Origin of the sequence: Listeria farberi (assembly GCF_014229295.1) — a bacterium.
In the GTDB taxonomy this organism is placed as follows: Bacteria; Bacillota; Bacilli; order Lactobacillales; family Listeriaceae; genus Listeria; species Listeria farberi.
Map to the genome: position 1 here is coordinate 411,473 of NZ_JAARZL010000001.1, position 16,523 is coordinate 427,995.

Annotated in this window: 17 protein-coding genes; 11 read left to right on the forward strand and 6 right to left on the reverse strand. The window is 35.7% G+C overall.

All coding sequences use genetic code 11. The features are described 5' to 3' along the window. Positions 1-55 precede the first annotated feature (55 nt). Entirely contained in the window at positions 56-1,396 is a 1,341-nt protein-coding gene (locus HCB38_RS02010) for an MATE family efflux transporter (RefSeq protein ID WP_185607573.1), read from the reverse strand. 166 nt (positions 1,397-1,562) lie between these two features. Here HCB38_RS02010 and HCB38_RS02015 point away from each other — a divergent pair, with 166 nt between their 5' ends. The 4 genes from HCB38_RS02015 (at position 1,563) to HCB38_RS02030 (ending at position 5,984) form a co-directional block, all read left to right on the forward strand. After that, complete coding sequence (locus HCB38_RS02015; RefSeq protein ID WP_160465110.1) at positions 1,563-2,024, forward strand: MarR family winged helix-turn-helix transcriptional regulator; 462 nt, start codon at positions 1,563-1,565, stop codon at positions 2,022-2,024. Between the two features lie 6 nt (positions 2,025-2,030). Next, positions 2,031-3,755, forward strand: a complete 1,725-nt coding sequence (locus HCB38_RS02020) for an ABC transporter ATP-binding protein (protein WP_185607574.1) — start codon at positions 2,031-2,033, stop codon at positions 3,753-3,755. Further along, a complete protein-coding gene (locus HCB38_RS02025; protein ID WP_185318106.1) occupies positions 3,752-5,569 on the forward strand; it encodes an ABC transporter ATP-binding protein in 1,818 nt (605 codons plus the stop codon). The genes HCB38_RS02020 and HCB38_RS02025 overlap by 4 nt, the downstream gene beginning before the upstream one ends. Positions 5,570-5,684: 115 nt before the next feature. Beyond that, entirely contained in the window at positions 5,685-5,984 is a 300-nt protein-coding gene (locus tag HCB38_RS02030) for a rhodanese-like domain-containing protein (RefSeq protein ID WP_185318107.1), read from the forward strand. Between the two features lie 45 nt (positions 5,985-6,029). On the opposite strand, the gene HCB38_RS02035 is transcribed toward HCB38_RS02030, so the two are convergent. Both HCB38_RS02035 and HCB38_RS02040 read right to left on the reverse strand, forming a co-directional pair. After that, entirely contained in the window at positions 6,030-7,754 is a 1,725-nt protein-coding gene (locus HCB38_RS02035; RefSeq protein ID WP_221772784.1) for a LapB repeat-containing protein, read from the reverse strand. Positions 7,755-7,963: 209 nt separating this feature from the next. Beyond that, a complete protein-coding gene (locus tag HCB38_RS02040; protein WP_185318109.1) occupies positions 7,964-8,590 on the reverse strand; it encodes an FMN-dependent NADH-azoreductase in 627 nt (208 codons plus the stop codon). Positions 8,591-8,758: 168 nt separating this feature from the next. Between HCB38_RS02040 and HCB38_RS02045 the strand changes: the two genes are divergently transcribed. From HCB38_RS02045 to HCB38_RS02055, 3 genes are all read left to right on the forward strand, one after another. Next, positions 8,759-9,214 carry a MarR family winged helix-turn-helix transcriptional regulator gene (locus HCB38_RS02045; RefSeq protein WP_185318993.1) on the forward strand — a complete coding sequence of 152 codons (456 nt, stop codon included), beginning with the start codon at positions 8,759-8,761 and terminating at the stop codon, positions 9,212-9,214. Beyond that, positions 9,211-10,152, forward strand: a complete 942-nt coding sequence (locus tag HCB38_RS02050) for an NADP-dependent oxidoreductase (RefSeq protein WP_185637406.1) — start codon at positions 9,211-9,213, stop codon at positions 10,150-10,152. The genes HCB38_RS02045 and HCB38_RS02050 overlap by 4 nt, the downstream gene beginning before the upstream one ends. A gap of 94 nt (positions 10,153-10,246) precedes the next feature. Further along, entirely contained in the window at positions 10,247-10,780 is a 534-nt protein-coding gene (locus tag HCB38_RS02055; RefSeq protein WP_185618629.1) for a GNAT family N-acetyltransferase, read from the forward strand. Here HCB38_RS02055 and HCB38_RS02060 read toward each other — a convergent pair. Further along, positions 10,777-11,019: a hypothetical protein gene (locus HCB38_RS02060; RefSeq protein WP_185637408.1), complete on the reverse strand. Its 243-nt coding sequence runs from the start codon at positions 11,017-11,019 to the stop codon at positions 10,777-10,779. The two genes, HCB38_RS02055 and HCB38_RS02060, sit on opposite strands and share 4 nt — an antisense overlap. Positions 11,020-11,126: 107 nt before the next feature. Between HCB38_RS02060 and HCB38_RS02065 the strand changes: the two genes are divergently transcribed. Then, entirely contained in the window at positions 11,127-12,878 is a 1,752-nt protein-coding gene (locus HCB38_RS02065; RefSeq protein ID WP_185637410.1) for a glycerophosphodiester phosphodiesterase, read from the forward strand. Positions 12,879-12,918: 40 nt separating this feature from the next. Here the strand turns inward: HCB38_RS02065 and HCB38_RS02070 are convergent, their stop codons facing one another. Together HCB38_RS02070 and HCB38_RS02075 are read right to left on the reverse strand one after the other, a co-directional pair. Next, positions 12,919-13,419, reverse strand: coding sequence for a DUF5067 domain-containing protein (locus tag HCB38_RS02070; RefSeq protein ID WP_185318113.1), 501 nt, complete (start codon positions 13,417-13,419; stop codon positions 12,919-12,921). A gap of 79 nt (positions 13,420-13,498) precedes the next feature. Then, a complete protein-coding gene (locus HCB38_RS02075) occupies positions 13,499-14,650 on the reverse strand; it encodes a serine/threonine-protein kinase (RefSeq protein WP_185607579.1) in 1,152 nt (383 codons plus the stop codon). Between the two features lie 106 nt (positions 14,651-14,756). Between HCB38_RS02075 and HCB38_RS02080 the strand changes: the two genes are divergently transcribed. From HCB38_RS02080 to HCB38_RS02090, 3 genes are all read left to right on the forward strand, one after another. Beyond that, positions 14,757-15,212: a hypothetical protein gene (locus HCB38_RS02080; protein ID WP_185318115.1), complete on the forward strand. Its 456-nt coding sequence runs from the start codon at positions 14,757-14,759 to the stop codon at positions 15,210-15,212. A 54-nt stretch (positions 15,213-15,266) separates the two neighbouring features. After that, complete coding sequence (locus tag HCB38_RS02085) at positions 15,267-15,659, forward strand: DUF1398 domain-containing protein (protein ID WP_185607580.1); 393 nt, start codon at positions 15,267-15,269, stop codon at positions 15,657-15,659. 96 nt (positions 15,660-15,755) lie between these two features. After that, a complete protein-coding gene (locus HCB38_RS02090) occupies positions 15,756-16,496 on the forward strand; it encodes a sulfite exporter TauE/SafE family protein (RefSeq protein WP_185637412.1) in 741 nt (246 codons plus the stop codon). The last annotated feature ends 27 nt before the right edge of the window (positions 16,497-16,523 follow it).

Here is a 16,523-nt window from a genome sequence, read left to right on the forward strand (position 1 = left end):
ACAGTTTTGTCATATACAAAAACGCCCCTTCGAAAAAAATCAAAGAGACGTTTCTTTATATGATTGACTTTAATGACCAAACTTTACTGCGCCATCTTCGGTACATAAGAACCGCTCGAACTCCTTCATCAATAATGTAGGCAAGCCAAACACCCACAAGTCCTAGCCCAGCGGAAATTCCAAGTACATAAGAGAATGGCAAACTAACAATCCACATGACTATAAGTCCACATATGAAAGGAAAGCGGACATCACCAGTAGAGTTAAGGCTACTAATGATAATAATATTGGTGGCACGTCCAAGCTCAAGGAAAATCGAAAGCAAGAATAATTCTTTCGTCATCGCTATGATTTCGGTATTGGTTGTAAATAGACTCATAATCGGTTCGGCAAATAGATAAATCGAAACACTAACCACAATCGCAACGACTAATCCTATTTTCCAACTGCGGAGACCTTGCTTATAAGCTTTATCAATTTCTTTTGCGCCAACCGCACGACCGATAATTATTTGCGAGGCCTGGCCGAGCGCGATAGCAAAGAGTGCGACAAATTGGCTAACTGTTGAAGCATATACTTTTGTTGTAAGCGCCTCTGTACCTAAAATAGCAATAATTGCGGTAACAACAAGTTGTGAACCCGCATAGGACAAATTTTCTCCAGCAGAAGGAAGACCTAGACGTAAAATAGAATAAAGTAGTTTTTTGGACACTTGCTCCAATTTTTTGAAATGAAAAGTGTAACCGATGTATTTTTTTAACATCCAGATAGCTAGAACCATTCCGACAAAATTCGCGACAGCAGTAGAAATCCCAACACCTGCCACCCCGTAATCTAAGTAAGCAAGTGGTCCGTAAAGAAATAGGTAATTACCGACAACGTTGATAATACTGATTGTCACAGGGACGAGAATGGATTGTCTTACATAACCATGCGCCCGGAGAATTGGTAAAATGGATGCATGAATGGCAATTACAACTGAACTTCCTCCGATTATTTCTAAAAAAGGCGCACCAACTTGGACTAAATGAGGATCAATTCCCATCCAAGTTAGAAAGTTTTTCGACATAAATATGAAAATAATACTCATCGCGATACCGATTAAGAAAGCTACCACTAAGCCATTAGTAATCACGTTCTCGATTTCTTTATGTTTTTTCGCACCAATCATTTGTGCAACGATAATCTGCACACCAACACTGATGAAGCCATAAATAATAATAGAAATAACAAGAATCTGATTAGCAACCCCAGTCGCAGCCACCGCATCATCAGAATAATGCCCCAACATAAATACATCAATATAACTAATCATCAGTCGTAAAAATTGCTCTAGAAATATCGGCCAAGCAAGTGTAAAAAGACTGAGGCTAGCAACTTTATGCACTGAATTCAATTGTTTCCCTCCCTTCGTTTTAAATACAATTAAAGCCATTATAAGGTAATTAAAGTTAAAAGTATAGATTAATTTTAAAATAACGCTAAGATATTGCTTGACAAAAAATGAATAACTCATATAATTAGTTAGGTAAACTAATCAAATAATAGAAAGAAGTGGAGAAATGTCTTCAAAAAATCAAGACTTGGGGCACTCGGTAATCAAGGCTTTCATGAATTTTAAGCATGCTGAAATAAAGAGTTTCCAAATTCCGGGTTACAGTAAATCTGAAACAAGATTTATTTTTATTTTATCTCGTGGGCTTAAAAGCAGAGGGCCAAAAATTCGTGTTTCCGATCTTGGTCACATGCTCAGAATTTCAAAACCAAGCGTCACGCAAATGATACAATCTTTGGAAGGGAAAGGGCTCATTAAGCGAGTTCAGAACCCAGAAGATAAGCGCTCGATGTATGTGGAACTAACAGAAGTCGGAGCAGGTGTATCGAAAAAAATGTTTGATGAGTTTCAAGCTAGTTTTGAAGATATGCAGGAATTTTTAGGTGAAGACGATATGAAAAAATTGATTACACTCCTAGAAAAACTGACAGATTATTTAAACACAAAATCCGAAAATAAGGAGGCATAAACGCAAATGATGAAATTGATGAAAAGATTAAAACCTTATTGGCTGAGCATTACAGCCGTATTAGTCCTTACTTTCGGGCAAGTTATTGGACAGCTTTATCTGCCGACACTCATGTCGAATATTATCGACAAAGGAGTCGTAACAGGCGATACAGATTACATTTGGAGCACTGGGATGCAGATGCTTTTAATCTCGTTTGCTTCTGTTATCTTATCGGTTACCGTAGTTTATCTTGCATCCAGAATTTCAATGGGATTCGGGAAAGATTTACGCGATAAAATTTTTACAAAGGTAGAGGACTTTTCCTTACAAGAATTTGATAAAGTAGGAACTTCTTCCCTAATTACTAGAACGACAAATGACGTTGTTCAAATCCAAAATGTTCTTTATATGATGATGCGACTAATGGTAATGGCGCCAATTATGTTGCTTGGTGGTATTATTATGGCAGTTGGTAGGGATGCGAAATTATCGCTTATTTTTGTCGTTGTTTTACCATTACTGCTTCTATTAGTAGTTGTTCTCGGCGGAAAAGCAATGCCGATGTTTAAATCACTACAAAAGAAAATGGATAAATTAAATCGTGTTATTCGCGAAGGTTTAACAGGAATTCGTGTCGTTCGTTCCTTTAACCGCAATGAAGATGAACTTGAAAAATTTGAAGAAGCAAATGCTGACTACGCGACTACAGCAATTAAAGTCAACAGGTTGCTTTCCCTAATGAGTCCATTAATGATGTTACTTATGAACTTAACTTCTATTGCGATTGTTTGGATTGGTTCAATTTTTATTGGAAATGGTGATATGCAAGTAGGGGACCTAATGGCATTCATTCAATACGCGATGCAAATTATGATGTCCTTTATGATGCTCTCTGCTGTATTTATTATGATTCCACGTGCTGGAGCTTCTGCTGAACGTATTAATGAAGTATTAGACATGAATGCAGAAATACTTAACCCAGAAAATCCAAAAACAAGTACACCACCAGCAAAACTTTCTTTTGAACATGTGACTTTCCGTTATGAAGGGGCTGAAAAACCAGTAATTGAAGATATTACTTTTGAAGCTAATGCTGGCGAAACGGTTGCTATTATAGGAAGTACTGGTGCTGGTAAATCTACTTTAATTAATATGATTCCACGTTTTTATGATGTCGAAAGCGGTGTTGTTAAAATTAATGGAATTGATGTGCGTGAAATGGATCAGTCCAGTTTGCGCCAAAAAATTGGACTTGTTCCGCAAAAAGCAGTTTTATTCACTGGAACAATAGCTTCGAATATGCGCTACGGTAAAGAAGATGCAACCGACGAAGAAATTTGGGAAGCACTTCGAACAGCTCAAGCGGAAAATTTTGTATCTAAACTTGCGAATGGGCTTGGTAGTCGTGTAGAGCAAGGCGGTAACAACTTCTCTGGTGGACAAAAACAACGCCTTTCCATCGCTCGTTCTTTAATTAGAAAACCAGAAATTTATATTTTTGATGATAGTTTCTCAGCGCTTGATTTCAAAACAGATGCGAAACTACGTGAGGCACTGAAAGCTGAAACAACCGAAGCCGTGACACTCATTGTGGCACAGCGAATTACATCTGTTGTCAATTCCGACCAAATCATTGTTATGAATGAAGGTAAGATTGCTGGCATTGGAACACATGAAGAATTAAAAGAAACAAATCAAATTTATCAAGAAATTATGAGGTCACAGCTGTCAGAGGAGGAAATCGCATGAGTGGTCCAGGTCCAGGTGGTGGCATGAGAATGCAAACGGCCGCCAAACCAAAGAACTTTAAACAAACACTATTCCGGCTTCTTGGCTATATGAAACCTCGTTCTGTCGCAATTATTGTCGTCTTTATCTTTGCGATTTTATCCACGATTTTTAATATTTTTAGCCCGAAAGAGCTCGGGAAAGCGACAACAGAAATTTTTAAAGGTGTTATGAGTCCAGCTGGGATTGACAACGATAAGATTTTCAATATATTAATGATTGTTTTAGTCTTATACCTTGGTAGTTCCTTATTCAGTTTCATTCAGCAATACGTCATGTCGAGCGTTGCGCAGCGAACTGTTTATGATATGCGGAAAGATTTAAAAGCAAAAATGGCACGTCTTCCACTGAAATATTATGATACGCGCTCAAATGGTGATATTCTAAGTCGTTCTGTTAATGACATGGATAACATCGCGAATACTTTGCAACAATCACTAACACAAGCTATTACAGCGATTGTTCAAATGATTGGTGTTTTAATCATGATGCTAACGATTAGCTGGCAAATGACGTTAATCGTTTTAGTAACCGTCCCAATCAGTATTATTTTAGTCGCAATTATTGCTGGTAGATCACAACGTTACTTCGGTGCACAACAACGTAACCTTGGTATTTTAAATGATACCGTAGAAGAAACTTACGGTGGTCAAACAATTATTAAAGCTTTTGGTCAAGAAAAGAAGACGCTTGGAAAATTTGATGAAGTAAATGAAGATTATTTCAAAGCAGCGAAAAAAGCGCAATTTATTTCCGGGATTATGATGCCGGTGATGCAATTTGTTGGTAACTTAGGCTATGTAGGTGTCTGTGTGGCTGGTGGTATTTTTGTTACTAATGGAACGCTTCAAGTTGGAGATATTCAATCATTTACGCAATATGTCCAATTATTTACACAACCAATTTCTAGTGTGGCCAATATTGCTAATATCATTCAATCCACTATTGCTTCGGCAGAACGTGTATTTGAAATGATGGATGAAGAAGAAGAAAAAGATGAAATTCCAGCTAATGTTAATCAGGTTGCTGGTGAAGAACATAGTATAGTATTCGACCACGTGAAATTCGGTTACACGCCAGACAAACCATTAATGACTGACTTGAATATCCATGTGGAAGAAGGGCAAATGGTGGCGATTGTTGGTCCTACTGGTGCTGGTAAGACGACGATTATCAACTTGCTGATGCGTTTTTATGACGTGGATGGTGGACAGATTCGTATGAAAGGTATTGATACTCGCGATATGACCAAAGAAGCTGTCCGCGAAAAATTCGGAATGGTTCTACAAGATACTTGGTTGTTTAATGGAACGATTGCCGACAATATCGCATACGGTCGCGAAGGCGCAACGAAAGATGAAGTTATTGGAGCAGCAAAAGCAGCTTATGCAGATGATTTCATTCGAAGACTTCCAAATGGTTATGATACTATCTTGAATGAAGAAGGTTCTAATATTTCACAAGGTCAAAAACAATTATTAACGATTGCTCGTGCAATTTTGTCAGATCCATCTATTTTAATTTTAGATGAAGCAACTTCCAGTGTAGATACTCGAACAGAATTAAATATTCAACTTGCGATGGGCAATTTGATGGAAGGGCGCACAAGCTTTGTTATTGCGCATAGACTTTCAACCATTCGTGATGCGGACTTAATTCTCGTTATGAACCATGGTAGCGTAATCGAGCAAGGTACCCACCAAGAATTACTTGATGCAAAAGGCTTCTACGCTGACCTTTATAACAGTCAGTTTACTGGAGCTCAGGCCGTTTAAATTTAAAAAGACAATGTGGCAGAGAGCCGCATTGTCTTTTTTTGAGCAGAAAATTTGTTTGATAATGAATTAGGAGGTATGGTTGTTAAAGAAGAAATTGAAGAGGTGAAAATAGATGTATGAGTCCATTACGGCAAATGATTTAGAGCAAGAATTAAAAAAGTCACAGCATTATATCTTAGATGTCAGAGATGCGGATGCTTTTATTGAAGGACACATTCCAGACGCAATAAATATTCCAATTAATGAACTTCCAGAAAAACTAGCAACACTGGATAAAGAAAAACCTTATACGATTATTTGTTACGCAGGTGGTCGTTCTGAGCGCGCAAGTCAGTTTTTAGCAGCGGAAGGTTTTGAAGTAACGAATGTAATGGGCGGTATGGGTGCCTTTCACGGTACAGTAACTAAATAAAAAAAGCAGTCGTGACTTAAATTTTAGGTCACGACTGCTTTTTATTTAACTATGTTTTCTTTTACGGAAAAAGATAACGGCTATACCTGCTAATATGATACCGATTAATACAATCATTTCTTGGTTTGAGTCACCCGTATCCGGGAGAGTTGCTTTTTTAGAAGCTTTTTTTTCAGTAATCGGAGTAGTTGCTGAGTCAACCGATAGAATAGGATCATTATTATCATCAACTACAACTGGATTATCAGGATCTGGCATAGGGTCTGGTGTGGGGGAAGGAGCAGGTGGCGTTGGTGGTTCAGTACCCGTTACCACATTTACTAAAACAATAACTGGGTCTGCTTCAATCCCATCAGCACTTATCGCATTTAGAGTTACTTTATATGTTCCGACTTTAGTTAAGTCAACAACACTATCAAAATCACTTGTAACTGGGCTATTATCACTTGTTTTAGCCGAAATATCTTTTAAAAATTGTTGCGCTGTCTTAGTTGTATCTTTTACGTAAGAAATGCTCTTATTAGCTGTAATTACTGGTTTTGCAAGGATAGTCACAGATACTTGTGTCGGAGCCGCTTTTAAACCAGCCGCATTTTCGGCATTTAATGTTACTGTATAAACATCAGGTTTATTAAAATCTACTACAGTATCAAAATCACTGGTGACAGGTGTTCCGTCATCGGTTTCAGCATGAATATCTTTTAAAAACTGTTCTTCGGTAACAATCTTCTGCTCTGCATAGCTTATGGTTGAATCATTCGTAATAGTTAGAGAATGCTCAATGTCAAAAAAGTGGTCGTATGTTCCAGCAGATACAGAATACCTATTAAAATTAGGAGGGGTTGGATAACTTCCAGCAGGATTATCGTAACGGGCATTATACTCCATTTTAGTAATAGAATCAAAGTAATCCTTTGTAATACCATTTACAGTTATACCTGTATCAGTAATACTTAAGCGGTCGCCACTAATTTGTACACCATTTAAAGTGAAATAAGTATTAGAACTTCCTGTATTAGTTGTAAAGGGGAATAGATAACCATCAAAATTAATGCTACGTTCAGTCATTAAAGTAAATGGCACAAAAATAGTTTGGTTTGTTTCATTATAATTTAAAGATGAGCTTTTAATTTTGCTGTTGATTAAAACAGCGTTACCAACATTTTGCCCATAGGCTGATAAATTAGTCAATTTTGGAAAAGAATCAATTCCGCGGAAATCATTTACCCCACAAAATTGGATAAATAAGGTGGTTAAATCTGGGAGTAATTTGAGAGGCATGACATTTGTGATAGCAGGATTGCTGTCTAAATTTAAAAAAGTTAAATTGGGGATTTTATTAAATTTTGTCAAAGCACTATTGTCGAGCTTTCCAGAGGTTAAGGTTAAGTTATTTAAGTTTTCTAAACCATTTAAATTAGGTAATGAATTAGTAGTTAAGTTATCTCCAGAAATATTAAGATTAGTTAAACTAGTTATTTTAGTAACGAGAGAGTAGTCAGTCACACCAGTATTTGTTAAATTTAAAAAAATTAGGTTGTGGGCGTAATCAAGCCCAGTTAAATCTTTCAAACTACTGTTATTAATAGTAACGTTTATAATAGTATCCATTTGCGCTTCGGTAATATCACTTGTGCTAGGTTGCCCTAAAAGTCCATTTAAATAACTTTTTAAAACAGGATCAGGAATGTTTACAATATCTTGTGCAGCTCTCACATTACTCTTTTCTTCAGCTGAGACATCCATAGAAAATAAAATAGTAAATGACATAATTAAGAGAGTATATATACCAATTTTGGTAACTACCTTTCTCACAGATTGTAACCTCCTTTAGTTGTATTTATAATATTTTATCACATAGTGTCTTACTCCAATTCCACTTTTAATAGTATTGTAAACAAAAATATGTCGAAAATGTTAACGAGCTAAATCGAAAAAAGTCGCCAAATAGAGAAAATCTTTTTGGCGACTTTTTAAAATTAAAATATTTTAGCTAACTCTACTGCTTCTTTTGCTCCAGCAGAGATAATATCTTTTGCTTGATCTGGCTTAGCATTGTGACCTTCTACAATAACCATTTCTGGTTCAGAGATACCAAAGTGCGCTAGAACATTTTTAACATAGCTTAAAGACATTTCAAAGCTTTGCATTGGACCATCTGAATAAATACCACCACGTGCATTAAGTAGAGCAATTTTTTTATCTGCTACTAAACCAACTGGACCATTTGCTGTATATTTAAAGGTTTTTCCAGCTTGATTTAAATAGAATAAGTAAGTTAAAAATTGTGCTGGGATACTGAAGTTCCATAGTGGGAACGCCATAACGATTTTATCAGCAGCTAAAAATTGATCTAAATACCCATTTGCAATATCAGCTAATCGTTTTTCTTCCGGAGTTAAAGTCTCACCAGCTACTTCTTTATGTAATCCACTCATCATTGTTACATCATAATAAGGTAGATCCGCTTCGAATAAATCTAATTCTGTTACATTATCGTCCGGATGGGACTTTTTGTATTCAGTTAGGAAAATTTCGTATAGTGCCACGCTGACTGAGCGTTCGGCAGGTAAACCATTTGCTTTGATGAAAAGTACGTTTGTCATTACATCTTGCCTCCATTTTTTTTGAATTATCTATTAAGTGTAGCTTATTTTAGCAGTTAACGGCAAGTATATTGCTTACAAAAAATTAGCCACTAATATTTGAGCAGATATTTTGTGCTTTAAAAAAGGAAGCGTATAATAGTTGATATATCATTTGACATGTCAACTATGGAGGTGGAAATGCTGGAACCATGTACGAAACATTCGGAACTGCTTTACCGGATGCATTTGTTATCTAAAGAAATAAGTCATGTATTTGAACAACAAACGAATATGAGCTTTACGAAAGTAGAGATTTTATTTCATATTAAACAAACGCCTGGTCAAAGTCAGAACAGATTAAAAGAAAAGCTGTATATTGATTCAGCAAGTATTACCCGTCATTTGAAGCGAATGGAAGAGCAAGGGCTTATCGTTCGTAAAAAGCAAGATGAGAATAAACGCTATACGTATTTATTTTTAACACCAGCTGGCGAGGCAGAATTAGCTTCTTTACTTACGGAAAAAGAAAAATTCCAAAGTGGGGCTTTAGAAGAATTTTCTGAGGATGAAGTCAGTGCGTTACTTAAATCAGTCACAAAAATGATGAATAATGTAGAGAAAATGGAGGAGAAGTTAAAATGAAAGCAGTTGTAATTGAAAATTATGGTGGTAAAGAAGAGTTAAAAGAAAAAGAAGTAGCAATGCCAAAAGCGGGTAAAAATCAAGTAATCGTAAAAGAAGCCGCAACGTCAATTAATCCGATTGATTGGAAGCTTCGTGAAGGATACTTAAAACAAATGATGGACTGGGAATTCCCAATTATTTTAGGCTGGGATGTAGCGGGTGTTATTTCTGAAGTTGGAGAAGGTGTAACAGATTGGAAAGTTGGTGATGAAGTATTTGCTCGTCCTGAAACAACGCGTTTTGGTACGTATGCTGAATATACAGCAGTAGATGATCACTTACTTGCACCTCTTCCAGAAGGTATTAGTTTTGATGAAGCAGCATCGATTCCACTTGCAGGTTTAACAGCATGGCAAGCATTATTTGATCACGCAAAACTTCAAAAAGGTGAGAAAGTATTGATTCATGCTGGAGCTGGCGGCGTTGGAACACTTGCAATTCAACTTGCAAAATATGCTGGAGCAGAAGTTATCACAACAGCTAGCGCGAAAAATCATGAATTACTAAAATCTCTTGGCGCAGATCAAGTTATTGATTATAAAGAAGTGAATTTTAAAGATGTCCTTTCAGACATCGATGTTGTTTTTGATACAATGGGTGGTCAAATCGAAACTGATAGCTATGATGTATTAAAAGAAGGAACAGGTCGTTTAGTAAGTATCGTTGGTATTTCAAATGAAGACCGCGCGAAAGAAAAAAATGTGACTGCGAATGGAATTTGGCTTCAACCAAACGGCGAACAACTGAAAAAATTAGGTGAATTACTTGCAAATAAAACAGTGAAACCAATTGTTGGCGCAACTTTCCCATTTTCTGAAAAAGGGGTTTTCGATGCACATGCATTAAGTGAAACTCACCATGCAGTTGGAAAAATAGTAATTTCTTTTAATAAATAAGATTTTCGGAAAGCTAGATGACAGCATCTAGCTTTTTTTGCTGTTTGCGTGTGTAGAATGGATAGGCTATAATAGCAAAAAAGGTGGTGTCTGTATGGAAACTAGCGAACTTAAGAACGGACAAATACTGACGATTAGAGAGGCTACGAAAGAGGATGCGAGCAATATTGTTACTTATCTGAATGAAGTAGCAGGTGAGACAGATTATTTATCTTTTGGGCAAGGTGATTTTTCATTTAGCGTAGAAGAAGAAGTGGAATACATAGAAGAATCGGCTAAAAACCCTGGCTCTATAATGTTATTAAGTTTTATTGAAGATGAACTTGCAAGTGTTTCTCAACTTATTGGCCATACAAAAAAGCGAGAATTACATACATGTGAGCTAACTATTTCTACACAGAAGAAATTTTGGGGTTTAGGGATAGGGTCGATTATTATGGAAGAATTAATAAAACATGCTAAAAAAACTGAACGTTTAAAACTCGTTTACTTAGAAGCTGTTTCTGAAAACAAGCGAGCACTTAATTTGTACAAAAAGTTCGGTTTTATTGAAGCTGGTGAGATTCCAGCATTAATGCAAGTGGAAGGGCGGTATTTGGACGTAACAATGATGTACTTAGTTCTTTAATCCTCTACAAGAAAGGCGAGGTCATTAGCTACTTCTAAATCGCTAAGTTGTTTAGCGACGATATCCGCTCCCGTATTAAGAAAAATAGCTATTTGGCTGAGAACACGAAGACTAATATCAGAAGTGCGAATATCTTTATCAATAAGTTTTTGCAAACTACCTTCTTTTAAGCGAGTATTTGATTCAATATCAATGGTAGTAATATGTTTATTTGCTAACAATTGTTCAATCGGATGCATTATATCACCTCTTTTTAAATAGTTAACTTTATGAATTAATTATAACTAAATTTGCTTCGTTGATAAACTATAAAGCCTTGAAAATTGAACAAAAAAGGGAGAAGCAAATGAAAGATTTAAAAGACAGTTTGAAAATTTTATATCAATTTAAGACAGATTACCTAAAAGTAACCTTGTTGTTGACGATTTTGCAGGCATTTGTGATTGGGCCTTTTATTTATTATTTCTTTTTCTTTATTCTCCGAGTTATCGGAGTGCCAGGAATTACAGACGCCAATCTCGGAGAAGTTTTTTCGAGCCCAGTTGCTGTTATTATGCTGCTGATTTTAGCTTTACTCATTTTACTGTTTGTATATTATGAGCTGGGTTTCTTTATAATGATGGCCATTTATCAATTGCGGGGAGAAAGCTATACCGTATTCAAAATCATACAAAGGCTAAACGTAAAAGCGAAATACTTTCTTAGTTATCAAGCGATTTATTTTCTGCTATATTTCTTTTTACTTTTGCCAATTGCAGGATTATCTTTACCAATTACGATTACAGAAAACCTCTATTTGCCGCACTTTATTGCAGATGAATTAATGAAAACGACGACGGGAACGTGGCTATATGTTATTGTAATGGCGATTATTTTCTATATTAGCGCGAGACTCGTATTCGCATTACCATATTTTATTGAAGATAAATCACTCAAAATAAGTGGAGCTATCCGAAAAAGTTGGAAATACCCGCAAAAACACTTGTTTTTCATGTTACTAAAATGGGTTTTAATAATTGTTGTGATTGGCTTTTTAGTATCTATTATTGCGACGATTATTATGTTACCACTTCTCTTAGTAGAAAAAATAACTCCGGGAATTGCGGTTGTTATAGCTGGTATTACTTTAACCATGTTGCAAGTGATAGGCTTTTTTGCCGCTGGGATTTTTCAAGGAATCATTGCGCAATTATTAGTGAAGAATGCCTTTGCTATCGAAGGACAACCAGCTCCTGTCGCGCGCAACCAGTTTCCGCATAAAAAGAGATTTATTATTGTAGCGATAATCGTTTTCATTATTTTTAGTGGTTTTAATATTTATACAGTAAATGCGACTTTATATGAACCAAACACAAAAATAATAGCCCATCGCGGTGAAACAATGAATGCTGTTGAAAATACGGTGGAAGCAATTGAATCAGCTGCAAAGGCCGGGGCAGATTACAGTGAAATTGATATTCAAGAAACCAAAGATTATCAATTCGTTGTTTTCCATGATATGACACTGAGAAGACTTGCTGGCAGTTCTAAGCGTGTCGCAGATATGACTTTAAAAGAGTTGCAACAAACTAAAGTGAAGAGTGGCGACTATTCGTCTCATATAGCTTCTTTCGATGAAATTATCAAGACAGCGAAAAAGAATAAGATAGATATACTCGTGGAAGTGAAGTTGCATGGCGGGGAATCTAGCGATATGGTAGAACGTCTTGTCACATTGTTAAAGAAAGAAAAAGTAACTGATAAATATTTAGTCCAATCGCTGGACCAATCAGTTATCGAAAAAATAGAACAGGCCGACCCTACACTTGAAACTGGTGTTATATTAGCGCTTAATATTGGAAACTTACCAAAAACATCAGCTGATTTTATTGTTTTAGAAGATTTTTCCATCAATAAACGATTGCTTACACAAGCCAGGCAAAATAATAAAAAGGTGTTTGTTTGGACGGTAAATAAAGAAAAATTAATGCAAATGTATTTACGGAAAAATGTAGACGGAATCATCACCAATTATCCTAAAAAAGCGATAGAACTTAGGGAATCATTTAATGAAAATGATTCTTTGCGAAGCCGTATCGAGAATAGGTTAGGATTTTAAATTAAAAAGCCGCAAACATTGATTGTCTGCGGCCGATTTTTTATTTTAATTCAAATGATTTTTTGACTGTGTTTTTGCTGAAACTAATTAATTCTTTGGCTTCAACATCTACTTTATTTTGTGTATCTTGTAGTTTATAGTAATCGGTTATTTCTAAAGTAGCTCCAGGTTGAACATCTTTATCTACACCGCCCATGCTGCCATCAGCGGATACGGTTGTTTCTAATTGTGTCCCATTTTGGAAAACTTGTTGATCGATGGCTACCATAAAGGAAGTATTTTCTTTACTGTTATTTGTGAATTTTGTTTTGACTGCAATTGCATCGTTTCCGGCATAGTCTTTTACGACTTCAGAACTAAGGATTTCCACTTTATAATCGCCAAGTGTATTTGGATCTGTTTTCTTTTTTTCTTTCGTCTCTGCTTTTGCTGTTTCTGTTTTTTCTGTACTTGTTTTATCTTCTGTCCCACCGCATGCAGTTAGGGCTAGGGCAAAAGTAATAATCCCCATTAATAGTAAAACGCGTTTTAAATTTTTCATTTTCTTCTCTCCTTCTTAATTTATCTGTTTCTATTACACCATGCGGAGATAAGAAAAGTCCTATGCAACGGGCATAGGACTAAGAAAAGATTTCTGTATAAATTCCATAAATTATAATACAAACAAAAATATATACGATAATTCCAGCTTTTCTTGTTCCTTTAGATGAGGACTTAAGTAAAGGTAATTTGGACCAGATGCCGCATAAATTAGTAAATATAATGAAGGCAGGAAATATCAAGAAAAAATTAGCAAAAAAGTTTTCGATGTTATTCATTTTAACGCCTTCTGTTGGTGGGGTAAATAATCCAAATGCCATGAAAATATAGCCTAATATTGCAACTACCATTTTCCAGGTATGACCAGTTCTAAAACCGGGAATATGTTTATACCAGGGAATAAAATCTTTTTCGTATTCATTTGTTTGAGTTGCCCAGTTTATTTCGTCTGAGCTGTCTTCTATGGTAGCGAAGTCGCCTAAGTCTGTTAACTCGGAAACAAAGGTAGGTCCAAGCGAATCATTTTTAATAGCGGTTCGGAATTCTTGGATGGTTTGGAAACGCTGCACTGGATCGAATGATGCTGCTTGCATGGCGATTTTTTCTAAAGAAGTAGCGGTTTCTTTGTCAGGTAAATTATTTTTTCCACGTAAAAGTTCAAGCATGAGGACGCCGATACTATAAATATCTGAACGAGCGTCGGTTTGCGAGTATCCATATTGCTCAGGAGCAGCGTATCCAATCGTCCCGAGATTGACTGTATCTTGATTTTTTCCCACTTCAAAAACACGAGAAGCATCAAAATCAATTAATTTTAAAACGCCATCACTTGAAATCATAATATTGGACGGTTTTATATCACGATGGATAATTGCATTTGTATGAAGTTCTGTAAGCGCGTCAGAAAGCATCAACATTAGTCGTGCCACTTCATCTGCATCAAAGGGCGCATTTACTTTCATTAAGTCAGCTAAGTTTTTCCCATTAATATATTCTTCATATACAATCAGTTCGCTGCCATTTGGAATCATCACTTCAATTTTGGGCAAATAGTTACTTGATAATTTTTTAAGTTCCTCTAAAACTGGAGCGAAACTAATAGGGATTATTTTACGAACTAATAATTCTCCTGTTGCGGTATTACGCGTTAGTACAGCAGGATTTTCTTTATTATTTAGATTATCTAATTCTTTATATTGTTCTTCTATAAAAGCGAGTGTCATTTCTCCCATTGATTTAAAATCCCTTCTACACTTTATAGTAAAATTATAGCATGAAGCATAGTAGTCGAGTACTTATTTCATGATATAATATAAAAAACAATCGGGGGTGTGCCTTATGGATGGGGAAAAAGAGACAAGTAAATTACTTCATGAATTAAAAAAAGCGACAAATCTACGCCAGGTTTTAGATGAAAACGAGGCGGAATTTAAATCAAGTGAAATGGTAACATATTTAAAAGAGTTATTAGTAGAGAAAAAATTAACAAAAGCAAGTGTTATTCGTGCGGCAAGGCTCCATGAAACATATGGCTATCAGATTTTTAGTGGAGTTAGAAGACCTTCTCGTGACCGGACCATTGCACTTTCGTTTGGTTTTAAGCTTTCAGGTAATGAAGCGAGTAGATTATTAAAATATACCGAATATCCACCTTTATATGCAAAAAATCGCCGCGATGCCATTATTATTTTTGCGCTGGATCACGGTTATACTTTAGACCAAACTAATGATTCTCTATATGATTTGGAAGAAGCACTTATTGAAACTTTTAAAGAAGAAAAACCGCTTGTTTAGATTAAGCTAGAAATCAGGTATAATATAGAAAACTTACTTGATTGGAGATTAGTTATGATAAACAAACAAATGATTTTGCAAGCAGCAACAAGTGAAAAAAATGCTAGTGATTTTCCGCAAGTTATTCAAGGTTTTAAAGAATTAGGTATTATTAAATATCAATTTTTAGTTCAAAAAGGTGTTTATGTATTTTGGGACAATCAAAATAACATGGTAGAAGCGCAGTTAAATGGAGTTGCTATGCCTGTTTCTAAAGAAAGTTCAGTAGAAAAATTACGCGAGGCAATAAAACAAGCACAAGCGGGACGAATAGATTTTGAGAAATTTATTGAATTAGCAGGTTTGGCAGGAATCGAACTGTGGGAAGCCGATTTAACTGCAATGAAAGTAACATATATAGATAAGGCTAGTAATAATTTGATGGTTGAACCAATCCCTAGCATTTAAATTCAAAAGACAATAATTTATTGTCTTTTTTTAGTACTTTTAAAAACGGGGAAATATGTTAAGCTGAAAAAGGTGAAAGAAGAGAGGTAACGGAAAATGGATATGATAACATACTTTCTAATAGCGCTTAGTACAAGTGTTGTGGGGAGCTTTTTAGGTATTGGTGGCGGAGTAATTCTTTTGCCAATTTTACTGCTAATGGGCGTGGCTCAAGGAACTGCGGCTTTTAGTTCTGCGCTGACAGTTTTCACGATGGCGATTTTTACTTGTAGTATTTATTATAAACGGAAGCAAGGAAACGTAGGATTAGCACTAAAAATTGCTATAACGAGTATTCCAACTACTTTTCTTGGTGCAATCGTGAACCAAATGTTACCGGAAGCGGTTTATCGTTTTATGTATGGTGCATTAATCGTGATTTTATTACTTTTGATGGTTTGGAAAAAGAGACGCAACAATGAAAAGCCTCATTTTTTAAGTAAATATCGGATAATGCCTTATTTATTTGGGGTGATTATTGGATTTTTAGCTGGTTTATTTGGAATCGGTGGCGGGCCAATTGTTATACCAATTTTATTACTTATTTTTATGCTAAATCAAAAGACTGCCTCTGCGACATCAAGTTATGTGACGCTTCTTACTTCTCTTGCTAGTATAGGCTCTTACGTGATTGTTGGTGGAAGTGACTTTTCTATTGGTGTTTATATGATACCAGGAGCGGTACTAGGTGCGCTTATTGGGACAAGGTTAAATAAACTTTTGGATGAAAAATGGATTGCCATTTTGTTTAATATTTTACTTGTAACTCTTTTTGCCTTAAATTTAATTAGAATTTAACGATTTACAAGCTATGAAAATTAGCTT

Bases quoted from the DNA above. Each gene is read 5' to 3' on its own strand.
- HCB38_RS02065 (WP_185637410.1), top strand. From the start codon at position 11,127: ATGAAAGATTTAAAAGACAGTTTGAAAATTTTATATCAATTTAAGACA.
- HCB38_RS02045 (WP_185318993.1), top strand. From the start codon at position 8,759: ATGGAGGTGGAAATGCTGGAACCATGTACGAAACATTCGGAACTGCTT.
- HCB38_RS02085 (WP_185607580.1), top strand. From the start codon at position 15,267: ATGATAAACAAACAAATGATTTTGCAAGCAGCAACAAGTGAAAAAAAT.
- HCB38_RS02090 (WP_185637412.1), top strand. From the start codon at position 15,756: ATGGATATGATAACATACTTTCTAATAGCGCTTAGTACAAGTGTTGTG.
- HCB38_RS02050 (WP_185637406.1), top strand. From the start codon at position 9,211: ATGAAAGCAGTTGTAATTGAAAATTATGGTGGTAAAGAAGAGTTAAAA.
- HCB38_RS02070 (WP_185318113.1), bottom strand. From the start codon at position 13,419: ATGAAAAATTTAAAACGCGTTTTACTATTAATGGGGATTATTACTTTT.
- HCB38_RS02040 (WP_185318109.1), bottom strand. From the start codon at position 8,590: ATGACAAACGTACTTTTCATCAAAGCAAATGGTTTACCTGCCGAACGC.
- HCB38_RS02025 (WP_185318106.1), top strand. From the start codon at position 3,752: ATGAGTGGTCCAGGTCCAGGTGGTGGCATGAGAATGCAAACGGCCGCC.
- HCB38_RS02075 (WP_185607579.1), bottom strand. From the start codon at position 14,650: ATGGGAGAAATGACACTCGCTTTTATAGAAGAACAATATAAAGAATTA.
- HCB38_RS02055 (WP_185618629.1), top strand. From the start codon at position 10,247: ATGGAAACTAGCGAACTTAAGAACGGACAAATACTGACGATTAGAGAG.
- HCB38_RS02015 (WP_160465110.1), top strand. From the start codon at position 1,563: ATGTCTTCAAAAAATCAAGACTTGGGGCACTCGGTAATCAAGGCTTTC.
- HCB38_RS02020 (WP_185607574.1), top strand. From the start codon at position 2,031: ATGATGAAATTGATGAAAAGATTAAAACCTTATTGGCTGAGCATTACA.
- HCB38_RS02060 (WP_185637408.1), bottom strand. From the start codon at position 11,019: ATGCATCCGATTGAACAATTGTTAGCAAATAAACATATTACTACCATT.
- HCB38_RS02080 (WP_185318115.1), top strand. From the start codon at position 14,757: ATGGATGGGGAAAAAGAGACAAGTAAATTACTTCATGAATTAAAAAAA.
- HCB38_RS02035 (WP_221772784.1), bottom strand. From the start codon at position 7,754: ATGTCATTTACTATTTTATTTTCTATGGATGTCTCAGCTGAAGAAAAG.
- HCB38_RS02030 (WP_185318107.1), top strand. From the start codon at position 5,685: ATGTATGAGTCCATTACGGCAAATGATTTAGAGCAAGAATTAAAAAAG.